We start from the raw sequence: 18,391 nt of genomic DNA, 5'->3' as shown, positions 1-18,391 counted from the left end.
ACCATGCTTCAGAAACTTTTAAAAAAAATAAGACATCAAGGACAGATAGAGGATTATAACGAGATACATGAATCCATTAAGCAAGGGGTGGTGTTTGAAGGTACAAAGCTTTGGATATTGGTCTGTGCGATAATAATAGCCTCAGTAGGGCTGAATATAAACTCTACGGCAGTTATTATCGGAGCTATGCTTATATCTCCCCTTATGGAGCCAATTACCGGAATGGGTTATAGTATTGCAGTGTATGATTCTCTGCTTTTCAGGCAGTCATTAAAAAATTTCGGATTTGCTGTTTTAGCTAGTCTGATTACTTCTACATTGTATTTTGCCATTACTCCGGTAACGACTGCTTACTCGGAAATACTTGCACGAACCAGCCCTACTATTTATGATGTATTAATAGCGTTATTCGGAGGGGTGGCAGGCATTATTGCCATAAGCAGTAAGCAAAAAGGGAATGTGATACCCGGCGTGGCCATTGCCACAGCATTGATGCCTCCTTTATGTACAGCAGGCTATGGCCTGGCTACGGGGCAATTTTCTTTCTTTTACGGGGCTTTTTATCTGTTTACTATTAATTCTGTTTGTATTGCATTTGCATCGGCTATAATATCTCAATTCCTTAAATTCCCGATTCGAAACAGCCGGATTAGCGATATCCGTAAGAAAAGGATAAATCAGATTATTTCTGCAATAATAATTATTACCATTCTCCCGAGTATATACCTCGGCTATAGTCTTGCCCAAGATGAAAAATTTAAAGCAAACGCCCAGCTATATACACAAGATGTCAGCATATACAGGGGGAATTATTTACTTAGGAGTGAGATAAATGCATCTAAAAGGGAAATTATGCTGACCTATGGTGGATCTTATCTGACAGATGGCGATAAAGATACGATTGTTAGTAAGGCCTCCGATTTTTATCTGAAAGATGCGAAAATATCTGTAGAGCAGGGATTGGCGATAAATACAAATATACCTAATCAGGATAAGTCGCTAGCCAAAGAGGCTTCACTGAAACAGGAAATAAGCCGCCTGAACAGTTTAATAACCGAAAGCCAGCGTCAATCGGACAGTATACAAAACCGTCCAATGATAGGCAATCAACTGTTGTCGGAGGTAAAAGTTCTATATCCTCAGATCACTTCTTGTTCGTATTCCGATACCTACATATACCGCAAGGATAGTATCAAACCTGAAAAAGCCGAGATTGTTATTTTTTCCTATGAGCGTTACTTGAATACTATCGACCAGAAAAAAGTCAGGGAATGGATAGATGAACGGTTAAAAACGGCTGAGGCAAAAGTGTATTTTGAGAAAATAAATTAAAGAAATATATATAATTACATATAAGTATTTTATGTCTCCTTTAAAAGCGATAACTCACTATGAGTGTTATGCTTAGTTGGACGACATATAGGTCTGGGACCTTAAATATTTTTTCTTCTGAAAATTTTACCCCATATTTGAGTATGCTAATTTTAAAGAGCCTTTAAATTTAAACAATGTTTTCCCGGATAAAGTATATAGGTATAAATCCCGCCCGTCTGTTTATTCTCAGTTTTTTAGGACTGATTATCATTGGTACCATCCTTTTACTTCTACCCGTATCTACAACTCACAGCATCAGCTTTACCGATGCGCTGTTTACAACAACGAGCGCCGTGTGCGTAACCGGACTGATTGTGTTGGATACCAGCAAAGACTTTACTGTGTTTGGGCAGACAATTATCATGTTACTCATACAATGCGGGGGATTGGGAATACTGACTTTTGCCAGTTACTTCAGTTATTTCTTTAAAGGAGGTTCTTCCTTCGAAGACCAACTGGCCATGGGTGATATTTCCAACATAGATAAAACAGACGATATATTTAAGACGTTGAAGCGCATACTGATAATTACGCTTGGCATTGAAGCAGTAGGCGCTCTTTTTATTTTTACCTGCCTGAGCCCGGCTTTGATACCTTCTTTTGGAGAACGGATTTATTTTTCAGTATTCCATTCCATCTCTGCATTCTGCAATGCGGGTTTTTCAACACTGCCGCATGGCATTATGGAAAGCAGATACGTCGATAATTACAGTTTCCAGTTAAGCCTTATTTTTTTATTTGTTCTGGGAGGATTGGGATTTCCTATTGTTATAAACATTCTTAAGTATCTGAAACATCTTGTCCGCAGAATTTTCCGGCAGATATTTAATCATAAAAAAGATGTTCATAAGCCGTGGGTTATGAAACTGGGAAGCAAGATCAATTTAGTGACTACATTTTCTTTAATCATAATCGGGACTGTCCTCATTTTCGTAAACGAATACGACAATATACTGGCATCTCATCAGGGACCGGGAAAAGCTATTACGGCATTATTTACGGCGACTACCCCTCGGACAGCCGGATTTAATTCCGTCGATTTCAGCCAGCTGCATATGTCTTCTGTGGTTATCATTATCATACTTATGTGGATAGGCGCGTCACCTGCATCAACCGGAGGTGGTATTAAAACCAGTACTTTCGCCATAGCTATACTTAATTGTATAAATCTGGCCAAAGGACGGAAAAACATAGAAGTGTACAGCCGCGAAATAGCGGATATTTCCGTCAGACGGGCTTTTGCTGTAATAACCCTATCATTTATAGTACTGGGAATAGGTTCGTTACTAATTTCATTTTTTGATGAAAGCCTGAGGATGCTGGATATAATATTTGAATCTGTTTCGGCCTATAGCACTGTGGGACTGAGCCTAGGCATAACATCCGGCTTAAGTACAGCAAGCAAATTGGTGTTGATTGTGCTTATGTTTATAGGCCGTATCACCACTCTGACATTACTGATCGCATTCTTCAAACAGGTCAGGACTGCCGGTTATGTTTATCCTTCCGAGGAAATATTAATTAATTAAAAAGTAAGTAGATATGAAATATATAATTGTAGGACTGGGAGTTTTCGGTTCATCGCTAGCCGAAAAACTGGTGGCACAGGGCAATGAAGTTATAGGGGTAGATTCCAAGATGCAGCGTGTTAATGAACTAAAGGATAAAATAACCCATGTGGTTTGTCTGGATGTAAAAGATGCTTTAGCAGTAGAAACCCTACCCCTGAAAAATACTGATGTGGTAATTGTCTGTATAGGTGAAGATCAGGGAGCCAATATTATGGCTACGGCCATGTTTAAGAATATGAATGTAAAACGGCTTATCGGAAGATCATTGAATCCTTTGCATGAAAATGTATTGCAGGCAATCGGCGTAAACGAAATCGTCCACCCCGAAGAAGAAACGGCGGAGAGGTGGGCAAAGAAACTGACTCTTCGGGGAATGGTCGATTCTTTTGAACTGAACAAAAATTACAGTATTGTGGAGGTTATCGTACCTGATATGTTCATCGGAAGAAGTATTGAAGAAGTAGGATTCAGGAAAGAGTATAATATTCTGGTACTGACGATAGTAAAAAATGTAGAAGAACAGAGTATTATAGGAAAAACAAGGATCGTTGCGGACGTACAGGATATACCTAAACCGGATACTGTACTGGAAAAAGATGATATACTGGTAATTTATGGTTCAAATAAGAATATTAAGCAGTTTATAGCCATAAGTCTTTAGAATGTTTTGACTCTCAACGTTAGGATGCTCGTTTTTACGTTGAGCCACTTTTACCCCTCAAGTTTTTACGTTGAGCCGTATTTTCGGGTCAAGCTGAAAAATCGGTTGGTAGAATTATCTTTGTCTAAAAAAAGCAATGATAAGTTCCGAAGATATTCTCCGATTATTTCTTCCCTCCTGGCTTTTTGACTTCTTTGAGTTAGAGAAGTTCACTCAGGATTCATTTCGTATAGATGTCTATCTAAGTGAAAAGAAAGTTATGCCGCAAGACAGCTCTGATGCTTTGATTTCACATGGTTTTACTGACTATAGCATTGTCCAGGACTTCCCGGTAAAAGGGAAAGCTGTTTACCTGCATCTTCGGCGACGTAAATGGTTGAATAAGGATACAGCAGAGATTCTAAGTCAGAAGTTTGACATCCACTACGAAGGCACCCGATTAACGAAGGAGTTCGTTGCTTTTTTAAAAGAATCAAATTGAAAGTAGTGCTGTAAGCATAAAATCAATTGCTTCTTATTACAATGTGGATGGGACAAACTTGCGCTATCAATATAAAGAATATATCAGTGATTTCCGTTATTGGGAAAAGCTTCATTATGCCCCTTATGTTTTATACAAGAAGAATTTAGGAGCCAATCTAAGCATTGATGAGACCTCTCTTTCGCAAGGTGAACTCTACACCATCGTAACCAACAAAGCTGGTCATGGTAAGCAAGGCACTTTAGTTGCTATGATTCGGGGTACTAAATCAGAAGAGGTAATCGATGCATTAGAAAAATTACCCCGATCATTACGATTGAAAGTAAAAGAAATAACCCTCGACTTATCGCCCACTATGCGCCTGATTGCCAAGAAAGCCTTTCCCAGAGCCACATTGGTAGCAGACCGATTTCATGTGCAACGATTAATGAATGACGCTGTTAGTGATCTTCGGGTAGATTATCGTTGGCAGGCTATTGATCTGGATAATAATGAAATGGCATTAGCAAAACAGGAGAAGCGTAAATATATTCCCTATGTCTTTGAAAATGGAGATACCCGCAGGCAGTTATTAGCCAGAAGCAGACATATTGTGATGAAGCACTTTTCTAAATGGACACACAGTCAACAAGAGCGAGCTGAAATATTGTTTCGTGAATATCCAGCTATTGAAGAAGCTTATCAGGTATCTATGGAGCTAACACGAATATACAACACAACCAACGACAAAAACATAGGACTCACACGATTAGCACGATGGTATGATAAAGTAGAGCGATTAAACTTGAAGTTCTTTAAGAGTGTGATTGATACGATGCAAAACAACTATGGGATTATATGTAATTACTTTGATAATCGTTCCACTAATGCTTCGGCAGAATCTTTCAATGCAAAAGTTAAAGCTTTCAGGGCGCAGTTTAGGGGAGTTAGAGATATCCCGTTTTTCATCTTTAGACTAACTAAACTTTTTGCTTAAAATAACACTACCAACCGATTTTTCAGCTTGACCCGTATTTTCGTTGCATGCAAATTGCATGAGCGTAAAAAGAAAAAAGACTTGCGATTTCTCGTAAGTCTTTGATTTTCAAGTGGGCGTTGACGGATTCGAACCGCCGACCCTCTGCTTGTAAGGCAGATGCTCTGAACCAGCTGAGCTAAACGCCCTTGTTAGGGTTGCATTTTCTCTCAAATGCGTGGCAAAGGTATATATTTTTTTCTTTCTACAAAAAAATTATCACATATTTTTTCAAAATCTTCTGCAACGGAATCGTTATTAGGATTTTAAATTCTTAATTTTTATCAATATACAGGATAGATATCAAAGAATTAACTAATTTCGCAGACTATAATGTATCCTATAAAAACAATGAAAGTAAAAATTATAAATAAATCACACCACCCACTACCCGAATATGCCACACCATATTCTGCCGGAGTAGACTTGAGAGCCTATATATCAGAACCAATAACATTAAAACCTTTAGAGCGGACATTGGTTCCTACTGGTTTATATATAGAATTGCCACAAGGCTACGAAGCGCAAATACGTCCTCGTAGCGGTCTGGCATTCAAAAACGGACTGACAGTTTTGAACTCACCCGGAACTATTGATGCCGACTATAGAGGAGAGATTCGTGTTATCCTGGTCAACTTATCCAACGATGACTTTGTTATAAATGACGGTGAGCGTATTTGCCAGATGGTAATAGCTCAACATGCTCAGGTTAGCTGGGAAAAAGTTGAAGCCATCAACGAAACCGAACGCGGCGCCGGAGGATTCGGGCATACAGGAAAACAATAAAAAAATTTGAAACGTTATTTTTAATATGTATAAAAAAATACGTGTAGCCCTTCTTATAGCAACGGTTTTTGCAACCGGACTACCTGTCTGTGCCCAAAACAAAAATACGGATGAGTTATTATCCGACAACCGCCGCAAATTCGATTACTACTTCTATGAAGCAATGAATGCAAAGTCAATGAATAAATTTGATGATGCATATGACTATCTCAAATATTGCCTGGCAATTGACTCTACCAATGCTAATGTATTGTACGAAATAGGGAACTACTTCAACTCATTGGATAGCAAAAACACAGCCATCAACTATTTTCGCAAAGCTGTAAGCTACGATGAAAACAATTACACATACAACATGGCTTATGCCATGATGTGCCTCGAATTTAAACAATATAGCGATGCTATAGAACAATTTGAACGGCTGGTAAAAGAAGATCCCGATAATTCGGAGCTATACATATACCTATCCGAATCGTACCGCATGGATGGTGACCTGCCAAATGCCGTAGCGGTACTCGACAAGCTGGAGCAAATAGTAGGACTAAATGAAAAAATAAGCATACAAAAATATCAGTTGTATGCGCTGATGAAGCAAGAAAAGAAAGGCTATGCCGAAATACAGAAATACATAGACAAATATCCTACCGAAGTAAAATATCAGATACTACTCGGTGACCTGTACCTGCAAGCCGGAAAAAAAGAGGACGCGTATGCAATATACACCAAAGCAAAAGCTTTAGACCCTGAAGATCCTTACCTGATATCGTCAATGGCTCAATACTATGAGCAGACAAACAACAAAGCGGCTGCCGAAAACGAGCTGCATACCGCATTGGTTAGCCCGAAAATGGATATTGATACCAAGCTGGCCATTCTGGCACAATATGTGGGCACACTACAGCAAACCCAGAAGGATACCAAGACAGCCAATGCTCTCTTCGACACATTGATGATACAACACCCACAGGAGCCAAAGCTAAACCTGATGTACGGTAACCTGCTGATGATACAGGACAAAAAAGACGATGCACGATTCCAATACCAGCTGTTTGCAGAGGCAAATCCCACAAATCCCACAGGATGGGAACAGATGCTGTCTACAGCTTTTCCCGATAGTCTTGATCTGACCATACAGATTTGCAACGAAGCATTGACCTATATTACAGACCAACCACAGTTTTACTTCTACCTGGGTGTGTCCGAATATATGAAAGAAGACTACCAAAATGCACTAGATGCCTTGCAAAAAGGGGTAGTGTATGTAGACGAGAGTAATAAGCCGCTCCTCTCCGACTTTTACGGACAGATCGGCGACCTGTACTATCATCTAGAGAAACAAGACAGTGCATTCGTCATATACGAAAAGGCACTATCTTACAATCCGGCTAATATGGGTGTCCTCAACAATTACAGCTATTTCCTGTCGCTAGCAAAAAAAGACCTCAACAAAGCCGAGAAAATGAGTAGCATGACTGTAAAGGCAGAACCTTCGAATCCTACTTATCTTGATACCTACGGATGGGTACTATTTGAACAAGGAGCATATACAATAGCAAAAATATATATCGAAAATGCTATAAAATATAGCGAAGAAAAAAAAGAAGATATCAGTGCCGAAGTATATGAACATTACGGAGATGTGCTATACAAAACTGATGAAACCGAAAAAGCACTCGAATACTGGATAAAAGCAAAAGAGAAAGGCGATAGCAAATCCAAGACACTTGACAAAAAAATAGACACTAAAACATATATCAGCGAATAATGAAAAAATACAACACAAGAAACATATCAATATTCATATTTATCTTTTCAGCATTGCTGCTTATCAGCAGTTGTAAATCGAAAAAGACAATAACCACAAGCGGAACGCTGGAAAGCAAATCGCAAACACAGATTGTAGAAGATGCGCTGAGCTCGGAATTTAAATATAATACGCTGACCACAAAAGGCAGCATCGAAATCAAGATGGGCTCTTCTCCCAAAAAATCGACAGCTGTTTACAGCATTATCAAAGATCAGATTATGCAGGTTTCCATCCGTCCGCTACTGGGCATGGAAGCTTTCCGTATTACATTTACTCCCGATAGTGTGATTATACTTGACCGCCTGCAGAAACAATATCTGAGCGAAAGTATTAAAAACTCGAAGCTGATGGCAAACTTCGACTTTAATTTCTATAACCTACAGGCATTACTCACAAATAAACTATTTGTTCCCGGAAGACAAGAAGTACAAAAAGGCGACTACAGCAAGTTCAATGTTTCGGCTACGCAGGATGTGTATATGCTGCAAACAAAGGACAAAGGAAACCTTCTTTACAATTTTGCCGTAGATGCATCCGACAGAATTGTGTCAACATTGATATATAACGACAAAAAAAATGTTACATTGCAATGGACATACAGTGACTTCATAAATGACAACAACCGGATATACCCTACCAATATGGAGGCTAAAATAGATATCTCAAAGAAGCGTCTCGATGTGGGTATATCCTATAACAAACTGGATATTGATAAAACATTAAATATAAACAGTACTGTTCCTGACAAATATACGAAAGTAGATTTTTCGGAACTGATAAGCAGATACATCAGGTCTAAATGAGATTTATAGTTTTTCTATTGGCTCTCACACTCAGTATTCCTTCTTTTGCCCAAAGCACTCCTAAAATAAAGGAGTTGGAAAAGCAGAGGAAAGATGCCCTGCGTGAAATATCCAATACGAATAAACTACTCAGCGAAACCAAAAAGAGTACCACTACCCTGCTGGACAGAATAAAACTGATATCCAATCAGATATTTTCACGCCAAAAAGTTCTTAGCCTGCTGGAGCAGGAAATCAGCGGACTCGACAGCGAGCAGAAACGTATAGAATCCGAAATATTGATTCTGGAAGCCGAGCTGAAAGACAAACAAAAAAACTACGCAAAAGCCATTGATGGCATGCTTGCCAACCGTCAGAGCGAAAATCGTGTACTCTTTGTCCTTTCGGGAAAATCGCTTACCGAATCGTATCGCAGGCTGCGTTATCTGCGCGATTATTCGGAATGGAGGAACAAACAAACCGTAGAAATAAAAGACAAAAGCGCACAGCTAAAAGAACGGAAAGAAGCTCTGGCTAAAGCCAGAACAGAAAAAACCGCCCTTCTCGGATTGCGCTCCACCGAACAGGAGAACCTGAAAAAAGAAGAAGGAAACTATCAACAGGAAGTTACCGAAGCACAGCAAAAGCAGAAAGACTTGCAAAAAATACTCACCGAGAAAAGGCAACAAGCCGAAGCGCTGGACAGACAAATAGCAAAACTGATAGCCGAAGAGGTAGCGCGACAGGAACGTGAGGCAAAACGCATTGCCGAAGAGAAAGCACGCGCAGAAGCCGCTAAGGAAAAAGCCGCAAAAGGCAGTAGTAAGACACGCTCGAAACCTTCTATAACACTGCCTAGCCAAAAAATGACATCGGAAAATGTAGTGTTGTCTAACAATTTTGCATCCAACAGAGGAAAACTACCCTACCCTATTACAGGTAACTATACGATAACCACCCGATTCGGAACTCATCAGCACAGCAAGTTTGTTACTACATCGAGCAGTGGTATCGACATACGCTCACAGGCCGGAGCCGAAGCCAAAGCAGTATTCAACGGAGAGGTAACCTATGTAGCTGCCATACCGGGATACAATACCTGCATCATCATCCGGCATGGCAATTACTATACATTCTATGGTAACATACAAAACATATATATAAAACAAGGTGATAAAGTGAAAACCGGACAATCGTTGGGAAAAGTTTTCACCGATCCCGACACAGGCTTTTCGCAAATTCACTTCCAACTTTGGCAAGGGACAAATAAGTTAAATCCCGAACCTTGGTTGCGATAACACATTCCGGTATGAATAGAGAACGAATCATCGAATTACCAAAGGCTATAGACCGGAGGGGCAACCTCTCTTTTATAGAGGCCGGACAGCATATACCCTTCCCCATAGCGCGTGTTTACTGGATATACGATATACCGGGCGGACAAAGACGCGGAAGCCATGCTTTCAAATCGCAGCATGAGGTTATCATTGCACTTGCCGGAAGCTTTGATGTATTGCTCGATGACGGAAAAGAAAAGCGGAGTTATACGCTCAACCGCTCATACAATGCGCTATATATACCGAATATGATGTGGCGGAGCCTTGAAAATTTTTCGACAAATGCCCTATGCCTTGTCATAACTTCGGAACCCTACGACGAGGACGATTATATAAGAAACTATCAGACTTTCAGGAAAACAGATTATCCTAAGGTAGATATATATGCAGATGATATAACAAGATCACCGAAAGACATACATCCCGAGTATAATACCGTTTACGACTGTTCACTCATTGAGTTTCCGGTGGTCAGAAACAGAGCGGGAAACATTACACCCATACATGGGATGAACGACATACCGTTCGATATAGAACGAGTGTTTTACATCTACGACATTCCTTCGGGAGCGAAGCGGGGAATGCACGCACATAAACATTGCCACGAAATTCTGGTCGCTGCCAGCGGCAGCTTCGAGGTGGAACTCGACGATGGCAACAACAAAAGAACTGTATTGCTCAATCATCCGGGATACGGACTGCACATCCCTCCGGGAGTGTGGGCTACCGAAAAAGAATATTCCTCAGGGGTGATCTGCCTTGCTCTGGCTTCCGATATTTACGATTCGGAGGACTATATCAATACTTATGCGGACTTCAAAAAATACCGGCAAAGTGAAGATTAAACCATATACACCCGAGCATAAGAGCGAATGGGACGAATTTGTCCGCAATTCTAAAAACGGAACATTCCTTTTCTACCGCGATTTCATTGAATATCATGGCGACAGGTTCGGTGACTATTCATTGCTGTTTTATTGTGATGATATACTCACCGCCATTATGCCCGGATATATTGCCGACAAAATATACTATTCACATGGCGGACTGACGTATGGCGGACTGATAATGGCAAATCATACTACGGCTGCGAACGTGCTCGAACTAATGGAACACCTGACAGTAACATTCCGGCATCAGGGAATAAAAAAGATTGTTTACAAGGCTGTTCCGCATATCTATCACAGATTACCGGCAGAAGAAGACCTTTATGCCCTGTTCAGACATAAGGCTGTATTGACCGAAAGGAATATATCTTCTACTATCCTATTATCTGAAAAAGTAAAATATTCGGATTCGCGCAAGAACGGATTGAAGAAGGCAAAGAAAAATAAGCTGAATGTTAGTGAATCGGAGGATCTGAACAGTTTCTGGAAAATATTATCAGATAATCTTAAAGAACGCTACAACAGGTTACCGGTACATTCACTGGAAGAAATATCCTATCTGAAAGAAAAATTCCCCAATGAAATAAGATTCTTCTCTGTAACGGACAATGCAGAAAATATGATAGGCGGATGCCTCATTTTTGAAACGGAGAAAGTAGCACATGCGCAATATACTGCTGCTACCGAAGAGGGCAAGAACAAGGGTGCGGTAGATTTTGTTATAGATCATATAATAAATACGGTATATCCTTATAAGACATACTTCGATTACGGCACATCTACTGAAAACGGAGGGCTTTACCTCAACGAAAGCCTCATTTATCAGAAAGAGGGATTTGGAGCAAGGGCTACTGTTTATGACATTTATACAATAGATCTGTGATTTCTTCTTCACAGATTTATCTATAATGTACAAACAGGCAGTCGGTAGCGACCGGATATATAGCGAACATGTTGTAGAAAAGTGACAAGTAAAAAAATGATGTAAATGTGTTACCTTTGTTACCTTTTGCATTTTTAGATCAACTGCTAAGAGTTATTTTTGTTAGGTTTTAGTTAAAATGATTCTCACGCAAAGGCGCAAAGAAGAATACTTGTAACTCGTAACTGCCCGTAGGGCGAAGTAACTTGTAACTAGCGTTAGGTTTGTAAGGTTTTAGTTAAAATTCTCGAGAAACAGTAGGGGCGAACCCATGTGTTCGCCCGATAATCAGACAAACGGACAGACACGCGGGTCTGTCCCTACAAAAAGCGATTGAGCTAGCAGGCTAGTAAACTATGAACTAATAAACTTGTTAGGTTTTAGTTAAAATGAATATAAACTCCTTTATTCGTAAGAAGAGTATCAGCAGTATCTCCGGCGATGGAGATGCTGCCGGCTCGGGAATGAGAAGAGTGTTGGGTGTCAAAGACCTTACACTGTTCGGTATCGCAGCCATCATTGGTGCAGGTATTTTCAGCACCATCGGGCGAGCTGCTTTTCATGGAGGGCCTGCGGTGTCGCTCCTTTTTGTTTTTGTAGCCATTGCGTGCATCTTCACTGCATTGTGCTATGCACAATTTGCCTCTATGATCTCGGTCAGCGGGAGCGCCTATACATACACATACGTGTCGCTGGGTGAAATTTTCGCTTGGGGAATAGGCTGGGCGCTGATACTCGAATATGCCGTATCCAATATGGTTATTGCTATTTCGTGGTCAGAGTATTTCACTACCCTGCTACATGGATTCGGCATCACATGGCCCGACTGGCTTGCCATAGGCTATTCCACTGCACATAAGGCATACGATACAGTTTCCTCCGGAGCTGCCGATCTTCCTGCGCATATAGTAAAAGCAGCAGAGACGTATCGGAATGCACCCGAACTATTCGGGATGAAGGTACTCATCAACCTGCCTGCCGGACTGGTGGTCACAGCACTCACCTACCTTGTGTTTATCGGTATAAAGGAATCGAAAACGATCAACAACCTGCTGGTATATCTCAAGATAGGGATTATACTCGGGGTAATACTTGCCGGAGCTTTCTTCGTGAAACCGGAAAACTGGTCACCTTTTGCACCTAATGGATTACAGGGCGTACTCGGCGGAGTAGCAGCCGTTTTCTTTGCCTTCATCGGATTCGACTCCATATCTACTACAGCCGAAGAGTCCAAGAATCCGCAGCGTGATATGCCGCGTGCCATGCTCTACTGTCTGGGGATATGCACTATACTATATGTAGCCATTGCTCTTGTACTCACAGGGATGGTCAACTACAAAGAGCTGGGTGTAGACGATCCGCTGGCGTATGTATTCCAGGTGGTGAATATGGACTTCATTGCCGGAGTAATATCAGCTACGGCCGTTATAGCCATTACCAGTGCCATTCTGGTATTCCAGATCGGACAGCCACGCATCTGGATGACCATGAGCCGCGACGGTCTGCTATGGCCTAAATTCAGCAAGATACATCCTAAGTATAAGACACCGTCTTTTTCAACTATTATCGCGGGAATACTTGTCTGCATACCATCTTTGTTCCTCGATATGCAGTTTGTCGTAGACCTCACCAGTGTGGGTACATTCTTTGCGTTTATTCTGGTATGCTCCGGTATATTGTTCCTCGATCATAAAGGAGAGAGCAAAAAGGCCAAATTTAAAGTCCCATACATAAATGGACAGTATATCATTTTCATATTATTTTTAGTTGGCGTATCTTTGTTTATCAGTAAGACTGACTCCGCAGAGGTTATCAGCCGCAAGCCATTGCTAATTGTGTTTTGGACTGTATGGCTGGGACTGGCTGTCGCTGCATTCAGATACAAATTTTCACTGCTTCCTGTGATGGGAATCCTTACCAACCTGTATCTGATGACCGAACTGGGTTGGTCAAACTGGGTAATGTTCCTTATATGGTTAGGCATCGGAATGACCATATATCTGGGATACGGGTACAGGAAAAGTAAATTAGCCTCGCTACAGCAATCGGGGCAAGACCATAAATAGAACAGAATGAAAGAGAAAGAAATGATTTTCGGCATCCGCGCTGTAATAGAAGCCATAGAAGCCGGAAAAGAAATAGATAAAGTGATCATCAGACGCGAACTTCAAGGAGACCTGTCAAAAGAGCTGTTCACCCTGTTGAAATCTCGGGATATACCCGTACAACGTGTACCAATGGAGCGTCTCGACAGATTTACTCGCAAAAACCATCAGGGTGTCATTGCTTTCCTTTCTGCCATTGCATACGAACATATAGAAGACATCATCCCTTTCTTGTATGAGAGTGGAAAAGATCCGTTTATCCTTGTACTCGACGGAATTACCGATGTTCGCAACTTCGGAGCCATAGCCCGCACCTGTGAAGTTGCAGGGGTCGATGCCATTGTTATACCCGCCAAAGGAAGTGTAACCGTAAATGCAGACGCAGTAAAAACATCTGCCGGAGCCTTGCTGAAAATATCTGTGTGTAAGGAACAGAGTTTGACCAGTGCCATTCAGTTTCTGAAGAATAGTGGTATCAAGGTTGTGGCTGCCAGCGAGCGTGGAGCCGACAATTATACAGATGTAGACTACAAAGGCCCTATTGCCTTTATCATGGGCGCAGAAGACACCGGTGTATCGAACGACAATCTGCGCATAGCGGATAATCTGGTAAAAATACCACAATTCGGCACCATCGGGTCACTGAATGTATCTGTCGCCGCCGGAGTACTTATATATGAAGCTATCCGCCAAAGAGGACTGTAAGATGTATAACCTAAATATATAATCGAAATGAAAAAAATAATCGCAACCAGTAATGCCCCTGCGGCGATAGGCCCGTATAGTCAGGCAATAGAAATAAACGGAGTACTATACCTTTCGGGACAAATTCCGATAGATCCGGCTACCGGTGATTTTGTAGAAGGAGGGATTAAAGAACAGACTGAACAATGCTTCAAGAATATCAGGGCAATTCTGGCAGAAGCCGGACTAATGATAGACAATGTGGTGAAAACGACCGTACTATTATCCGACATCGCTCACTTTGCCGGTATGAATGAAGTATATGCCGCGCAGTTCTCGGGAACATACCCTGCGCGATCGGCCTTTGCAGTAAAAGACTTACCAAAAGCCGCGATGGTGGAAATAGAAGTTATAGCAGTACGCTAATACAATAGAATGACTATACAATAATTCATTATATAAACCCTCAAAAACAAACCGTACATGAAAAGTACATTTATATTGTTTCTAGCAACGGTTTTTCTTGCTACATCCTGTAATAGCAAGAAGACAGAGAGTAGTTCGGGAGACACATGGAAATTCGATTCCCTTACTGTAGACAAAAGAGTACATATCAACAATGATGTGACAAAAGACGGAATGCTGATCAAATTCAATTTTGTATATCCGACATCAGTACCCGAAAGTCTGAACCTGAAAGAGGTGCAAAATATCTTTGCCTGCATTATTACCGGAAAGAATGACTTTCAGGGAACACCTCAGGAAGCCTTTGATCAGGCACTGACCAAGTCTACTGCTGATGCCGAAGAACTGGCAAAAGATATGGGAAATGAAGACTTAGAATATACCCATTTCTCAAACTTCGAGCTTATGAGATCCAGTGAGATTAGTATGGATGCGAAGGATGTAATTACAGTTGCCGTATCTGATTATAGCTATACAGGCGGGGCACATGGTATGCATGGAACCAGCTATCGAAATATAGACAAGAGATCGGGAACCTTGATAAAAGAAGACCAATTATTCAAACCGGGCTATGCCGACAAGTTGGCAATACTGATACAAAATGAAATAGAGAGAAGAAATAATGCCGAATCTAAGAATGAGGTTGAGGCTATTCCGCTCTTGGAGGATGTGAAAGATGTGAAACCTAACGGGAATTTCTATTTCACTAAGGATGGCGTGACCTATGCCTACAATATATATGAAATCTCACCTTATTCGCAAGGCATAGTGGAAATTACAATCCCTCACGAACAGATTACTCCGTTGGTTAACGATCAGTATCTGCAAGTCATAGATAACCTTAAACAGGAGCTTTAACAGCAGGTATAAAGTAACACGTAAAAACGTGACAAAATAGGTTTCGGCACTTGCATTATCCATGAAAGTGCCGAAATATTTATACATATAGTAAAATAACCTTTGATAATTTGCGTTTCTCATTTTGTAGAAACAACAGAGAATGAATATTGACGAAAAATATATGTACCGATGCCTTCAACTGGCTCTCAACGGAAAAGGGTTTGTAAGTCCCAATCCGATGGTAGGAGCTGTTGTAGTTCACAACGGAAAGATTATCGGAGAAGGCTACCATCGTCGATATGGAAAGGCTCATGCAGAAGTGAATGCAATAGACAGCGTGAGAGACAAATCGCTGCTGAAAGAATCTACGATATATGTATCACTCGAGCCATGCTCCCATCACGGGAAAACGCCGCCTTGCGCTCAACTGATCATCGACCATCAGATACCACACGTAGTGGTTGCTTGCTTAGATCCTTACCCTTCCGTTTCGGGCAGAGGGATCAAAATGCTCCGCGATGCAGGCATAGAGGTAAAAACCGGTGTGCTCGAAAAAGAAGCGTGGGAGCTCAACAAAGAATTCTTTACGGCTCAAACTAAAGGCCGCCCCTACATATACCTGAAATGGGCACAAACAAAAGACGGCTTTATAGATAAAGAACGTTGCGAAAACGAAGATCCGAAACCGACTCCTATCTCGAACGAATTCTCCCGCATACTCGTTCACAAAAAAAGGGCTGAGGTAGCCGCCATTATGATAGGAACAAATACGGCAGTAAAAGACAATCCGTCGCTGACTACCAGATACTGGCATGGCAAAAATCCGATCAGAATCGTGCTGGACAGGCAAGGACGTGTACCCCGCGATTACACCATCTTCGACAACAAGGTAGAAACCATTGTCTTCACAGAGCAGGCTTCTTCTATAGCCAAAGGTGAGAACGTTACCGAGATAGAGATACAATACGATGATAATCTTTTACAAAATATATTTAATATCCTAAATTCAAAACGTATAGACTCGGTATTGGTAGAAGGTGGGCGTGAACTGTTGCAAAGCCTAATTGACAGGCAATTGTGGGACGAGGCATATATAGAAACGTCCTGTATCACTTTTGGCAAAGGGGTAAAGGCTCCGGTCATAGATGGTTTTGTCCTTGAGGAACTCGATTGGGGCACTTCCCGACAGGTGCATCTAAAGCTTTTTGATAACTATAAAATTTTATAAATATTAGATTTATTGAGGCATAAGCCGAAATTCTTTCTATTTTTGCAAATTGATATTTGAATAAATCTGTTTAAACCAATGAAATTGAAGCAAATTACTAAGCTACTATTCGCTATATTTTTCGTCTTTACGATCAGCTCATGTAATGACGATTCGACGCAGACAACCCAGATCAATCCGGCAGCTGATGCACAGATATATTCTTTCAAGCTGGCGGCAAATTCCTATAACGCCTTAGACTCTGCTACTTATCCGGCACTAGCTACTACAAAATTTGCTATTAGCCAATCCGACTTATTGATTTACAATCCTGACTCCTTACCTTACCGGACAAGACTGAAGAAGTTTGCGACAGCGCTTGGTTACTCATCTCTGGCAACTCCGAGCAAGGTAGAGATATTATATGCCGATTCTGTGATAGCATGGGACAATGCCGACTCTATCGACTATTCTTTATACCCGAAAATTAAGGTAACAGCTGCAGATGGTAAAAATGCATATGAATATAGGGTAAACATCCTTATACGCAAAGTGGATCCGGACACATTGGTGTGGACTAAGACAACAATGCAGATTCCGACATCGGTATCGAAACAGAAAACGCTGTTTTACGACGATAAATTTTATACATTCTCTATAGACAACAACCAGTTCTATCTTCATACAGCCAAGAAGTCCTCTATGGTGTATGACAGCCCGCAGGCTGCTTCGGGACTTACTGGCGCAGATATTGTGCTGGAAAGCATAACATTATACAATGGCGGATTCTATGCTATAGACAATACCAATAAAGGATATTATTCTGAAGACGGCGTTGCATGGGAAGCAAAAGCTGATAATATATTGGCGATAGTTGGTGTACTGCCGGCAGATAAAGCAGACAAAGATGTCTTACTGGTGGTATCAGGCGATATAAACGCGCCTCATTTCTCTTCTACAACCGATATGGTTGCACTGACCGAGATAAGAGCATTCAATTCGGTAGAGAAAGCCAGCTTCCCAATTTCGGACTTCTCATCTGTAAGCAATATCAACAGAAGCAATCTGAACCAGAATATACTGTCGGTTACCGGAGGTAAAGACATCAATGGTGTATTCAGAAATCTTACCTGGTCTATGCAGAGAGACAGTGACAGTAGTTTCCGTATTATCTCTAATCAGGCACACAACACATTCGCGCCAAAAGCCGGAATAGTAAGTTTCCTGTATGACGGATATTTGTACGCACTGACAGGTAACAAGTTATATAAATCGAGTTTTGGGGATATCTGGAAAGCTGCTCCCCAAAAGGAAAAACTAGATTCGAAGATACCAAGTGCTTCAGCTCAATCTATTATAGTAGATAATGAAAATTATATATGGATATTCGGCGGAGTATCTAGCTCAAACGCTCAAGTACGAGACATCTGGAAAGGAAGACTGAATAAGCTCAGTCAGTAATGATGG

Annotated in this window: 17 protein-coding genes and 1 tRNA gene; 17 read left to right on the top strand and 1 reads right to left on the bottom strand. The window is 41.1% G+C overall.

The window, feature by feature from the left end:
- The first annotated feature begins 3 nt into the window (after positions 1–3).
- From M2448_RS09395 to M2448_RS09375, 5 genes are all read left to right on the top strand, one after another.
- Entirely contained in the window at positions 4–1,332 is a 1,329-nt protein-coding gene (locus tag M2448_RS09395; RefSeq protein ID WP_280645903.1) for a TIGR00341 family protein, read from the top strand.
- A 176-nt stretch (positions 1,333–1,508) separates the two neighbouring features.
- Entirely contained in the window at positions 1,509–2,903 is a 1,395-nt protein-coding gene (locus M2448_RS09390) for a potassium transporter TrkG (protein ID WP_280645902.1), read from the top strand.
- A 13-nt stretch (positions 2,904–2,916) separates the two neighbouring features.
- Positions 2,917–3,606: a TrkA family potassium uptake protein gene (locus M2448_RS09385; RefSeq protein WP_280645901.1), complete on the top strand. Its 690-nt coding sequence runs from the start codon at positions 2,917–2,919 to the stop codon at positions 3,604–3,606.
- Between the two features lie 136 nt (positions 3,607–3,742).
- Positions 3,743–4,087, top strand: coding sequence for a transposase family protein (locus tag M2448_RS09380; RefSeq protein ID WP_280645900.1), 345 nt, complete (start codon positions 3,743–3,745; stop codon positions 4,085–4,087).
- 43 nt (positions 4,088–4,130) lie between these two features.
- A complete protein-coding gene (locus tag M2448_RS09375) occupies positions 4,131–5,063 on the top strand; it encodes a transposase (protein ID WP_280645899.1) in 933 nt (310 codons plus the stop codon).
- Positions 5,064–5,176: 113 nt separating this feature from the next.
- Here M2448_RS09375 and M2448_RS09370 read toward each other — a convergent pair.
- Positions 5,177–5,251: transfer RNA gene (locus tag M2448_RS09370), tRNA-Val, on the bottom strand.
- Between the two features lie 202 nt (positions 5,252–5,453).
- On the opposite strand from M2448_RS09370, the gene dut reads away from it, so the two are divergent.
- From dut to M2448_RS09310, 12 genes are all read left to right on the top strand, one after another.
- Positions 5,454–5,888, top strand: coding sequence for a dUTP diphosphatase (gene dut, locus M2448_RS09365; protein WP_280645898.1), 435 nt, complete (start codon positions 5,454–5,456; stop codon positions 5,886–5,888).
- A 25-nt stretch (positions 5,889–5,913) separates the two neighbouring features.
- On the top strand, positions 5,914–7,653 hold the full coding sequence (locus M2448_RS09360; RefSeq protein ID WP_280645897.1) for a tetratricopeptide repeat protein: 1,740 nt from the start codon (positions 5,914–5,916) through the stop codon (positions 7,651–7,653).
- Complete coding sequence (locus M2448_RS09355) at positions 7,653–8,498, top strand: DUF4292 domain-containing protein (RefSeq protein WP_280645896.1); 846 nt, start codon at positions 7,653–7,655, stop codon at positions 8,496–8,498. Before M2448_RS09360 ends, M2448_RS09355 begins: the two co-directional genes overlap by 1 nt.
- Positions 8,495–9,775: a peptidoglycan DD-metalloendopeptidase family protein gene (locus M2448_RS09350; RefSeq protein ID WP_280645895.1), complete on the top strand. Its 1,281-nt coding sequence runs from the start codon at positions 8,495–8,497 to the stop codon at positions 9,773–9,775. The genes M2448_RS09355 and M2448_RS09350 overlap by 4 nt, the downstream gene beginning before the upstream one ends.
- An 11-nt stretch (positions 9,776–9,786) precedes the next feature.
- Positions 9,787–10,659 carry an FdtA/QdtA family cupin domain-containing protein gene (locus M2448_RS09345; protein WP_280645894.1) on the top strand — a complete coding sequence of 291 codons (873 nt, stop codon included), beginning with the start codon at positions 9,787–9,789 and terminating at the stop codon, positions 10,657–10,659.
- On the top strand, positions 10,649–11,584 hold the full coding sequence (locus tag M2448_RS09340) for a GNAT family N-acetyltransferase (protein ID WP_280645893.1): 936 nt from the start codon (positions 10,649–10,651) through the stop codon (positions 11,582–11,584). The genes M2448_RS09345 and M2448_RS09340 overlap by 11 nt, the downstream gene beginning before the upstream one ends.
- A gap of 428 nt (positions 11,585–12,012) precedes the next feature.
- Positions 12,013–13,689, top strand: a complete 1,677-nt coding sequence (locus tag M2448_RS09335; RefSeq protein WP_280645892.1) for an amino acid permease — start codon at positions 12,013–12,015, stop codon at positions 13,687–13,689.
- 6 nt (positions 13,690–13,695) lie between these two features.
- Positions 13,696–14,433, top strand: coding sequence for a 23S rRNA (guanosine(2251)-2'-O)-methyltransferase RlmB (gene rlmB / locus M2448_RS09330; RefSeq protein WP_280645891.1), 738 nt, complete (start codon positions 13,696–13,698; stop codon positions 14,431–14,433).
- Positions 14,434–14,460: 27 nt separating this feature from the next.
- Positions 14,461–14,838 carry a RidA family protein gene (locus M2448_RS09325; RefSeq protein WP_280645890.1) on the top strand — a complete coding sequence of 126 codons (378 nt, stop codon included), beginning with the start codon at positions 14,461–14,463 and terminating at the stop codon, positions 14,836–14,838.
- A 57-nt stretch (positions 14,839–14,895) separates the two neighbouring features.
- Complete coding sequence (locus M2448_RS09320; protein ID WP_280645889.1) at positions 14,896–15,735, top strand: DUF3298 and DUF4163 domain-containing protein; 840 nt, start codon at positions 14,896–14,898, stop codon at positions 15,733–15,735.
- Positions 15,736–15,877: 142 nt separating this feature from the next.
- Complete coding sequence (ribD, locus tag M2448_RS09315; RefSeq protein ID WP_280645888.1) at positions 15,878–16,945, top strand: bifunctional diaminohydroxyphosphoribosylaminopyrimidine deaminase/5-amino-6-(5-phosphoribosylamino)uracil reductase RibD; 1,068 nt, start codon at positions 15,878–15,880, stop codon at positions 16,943–16,945.
- A gap of 78 nt (positions 16,946–17,023) precedes the next feature.
- Positions 17,024–18,385 (top strand): DUF6242 domain-containing protein, encoded by a 1,362-nt coding sequence (locus tag M2448_RS09310; protein WP_280645887.1) that lies wholly within the window; start codon positions 17,024–17,026, stop codon positions 18,383–18,385.
- Positions 18,386–18,391: the final 6 nt, after the last annotated feature.

The sequence above is a fragment of the Dysgonomonas sp. PF1-14 genome, assembly GCF_029892965.1.
Classification (GTDB): Bacteria; Bacteroidota; Bacteroidia; order Bacteroidales; family Dysgonomonadaceae; genus Dysgonomonas.
This window is presented reverse-complemented; position numbering and strand designations above follow the sequence as displayed.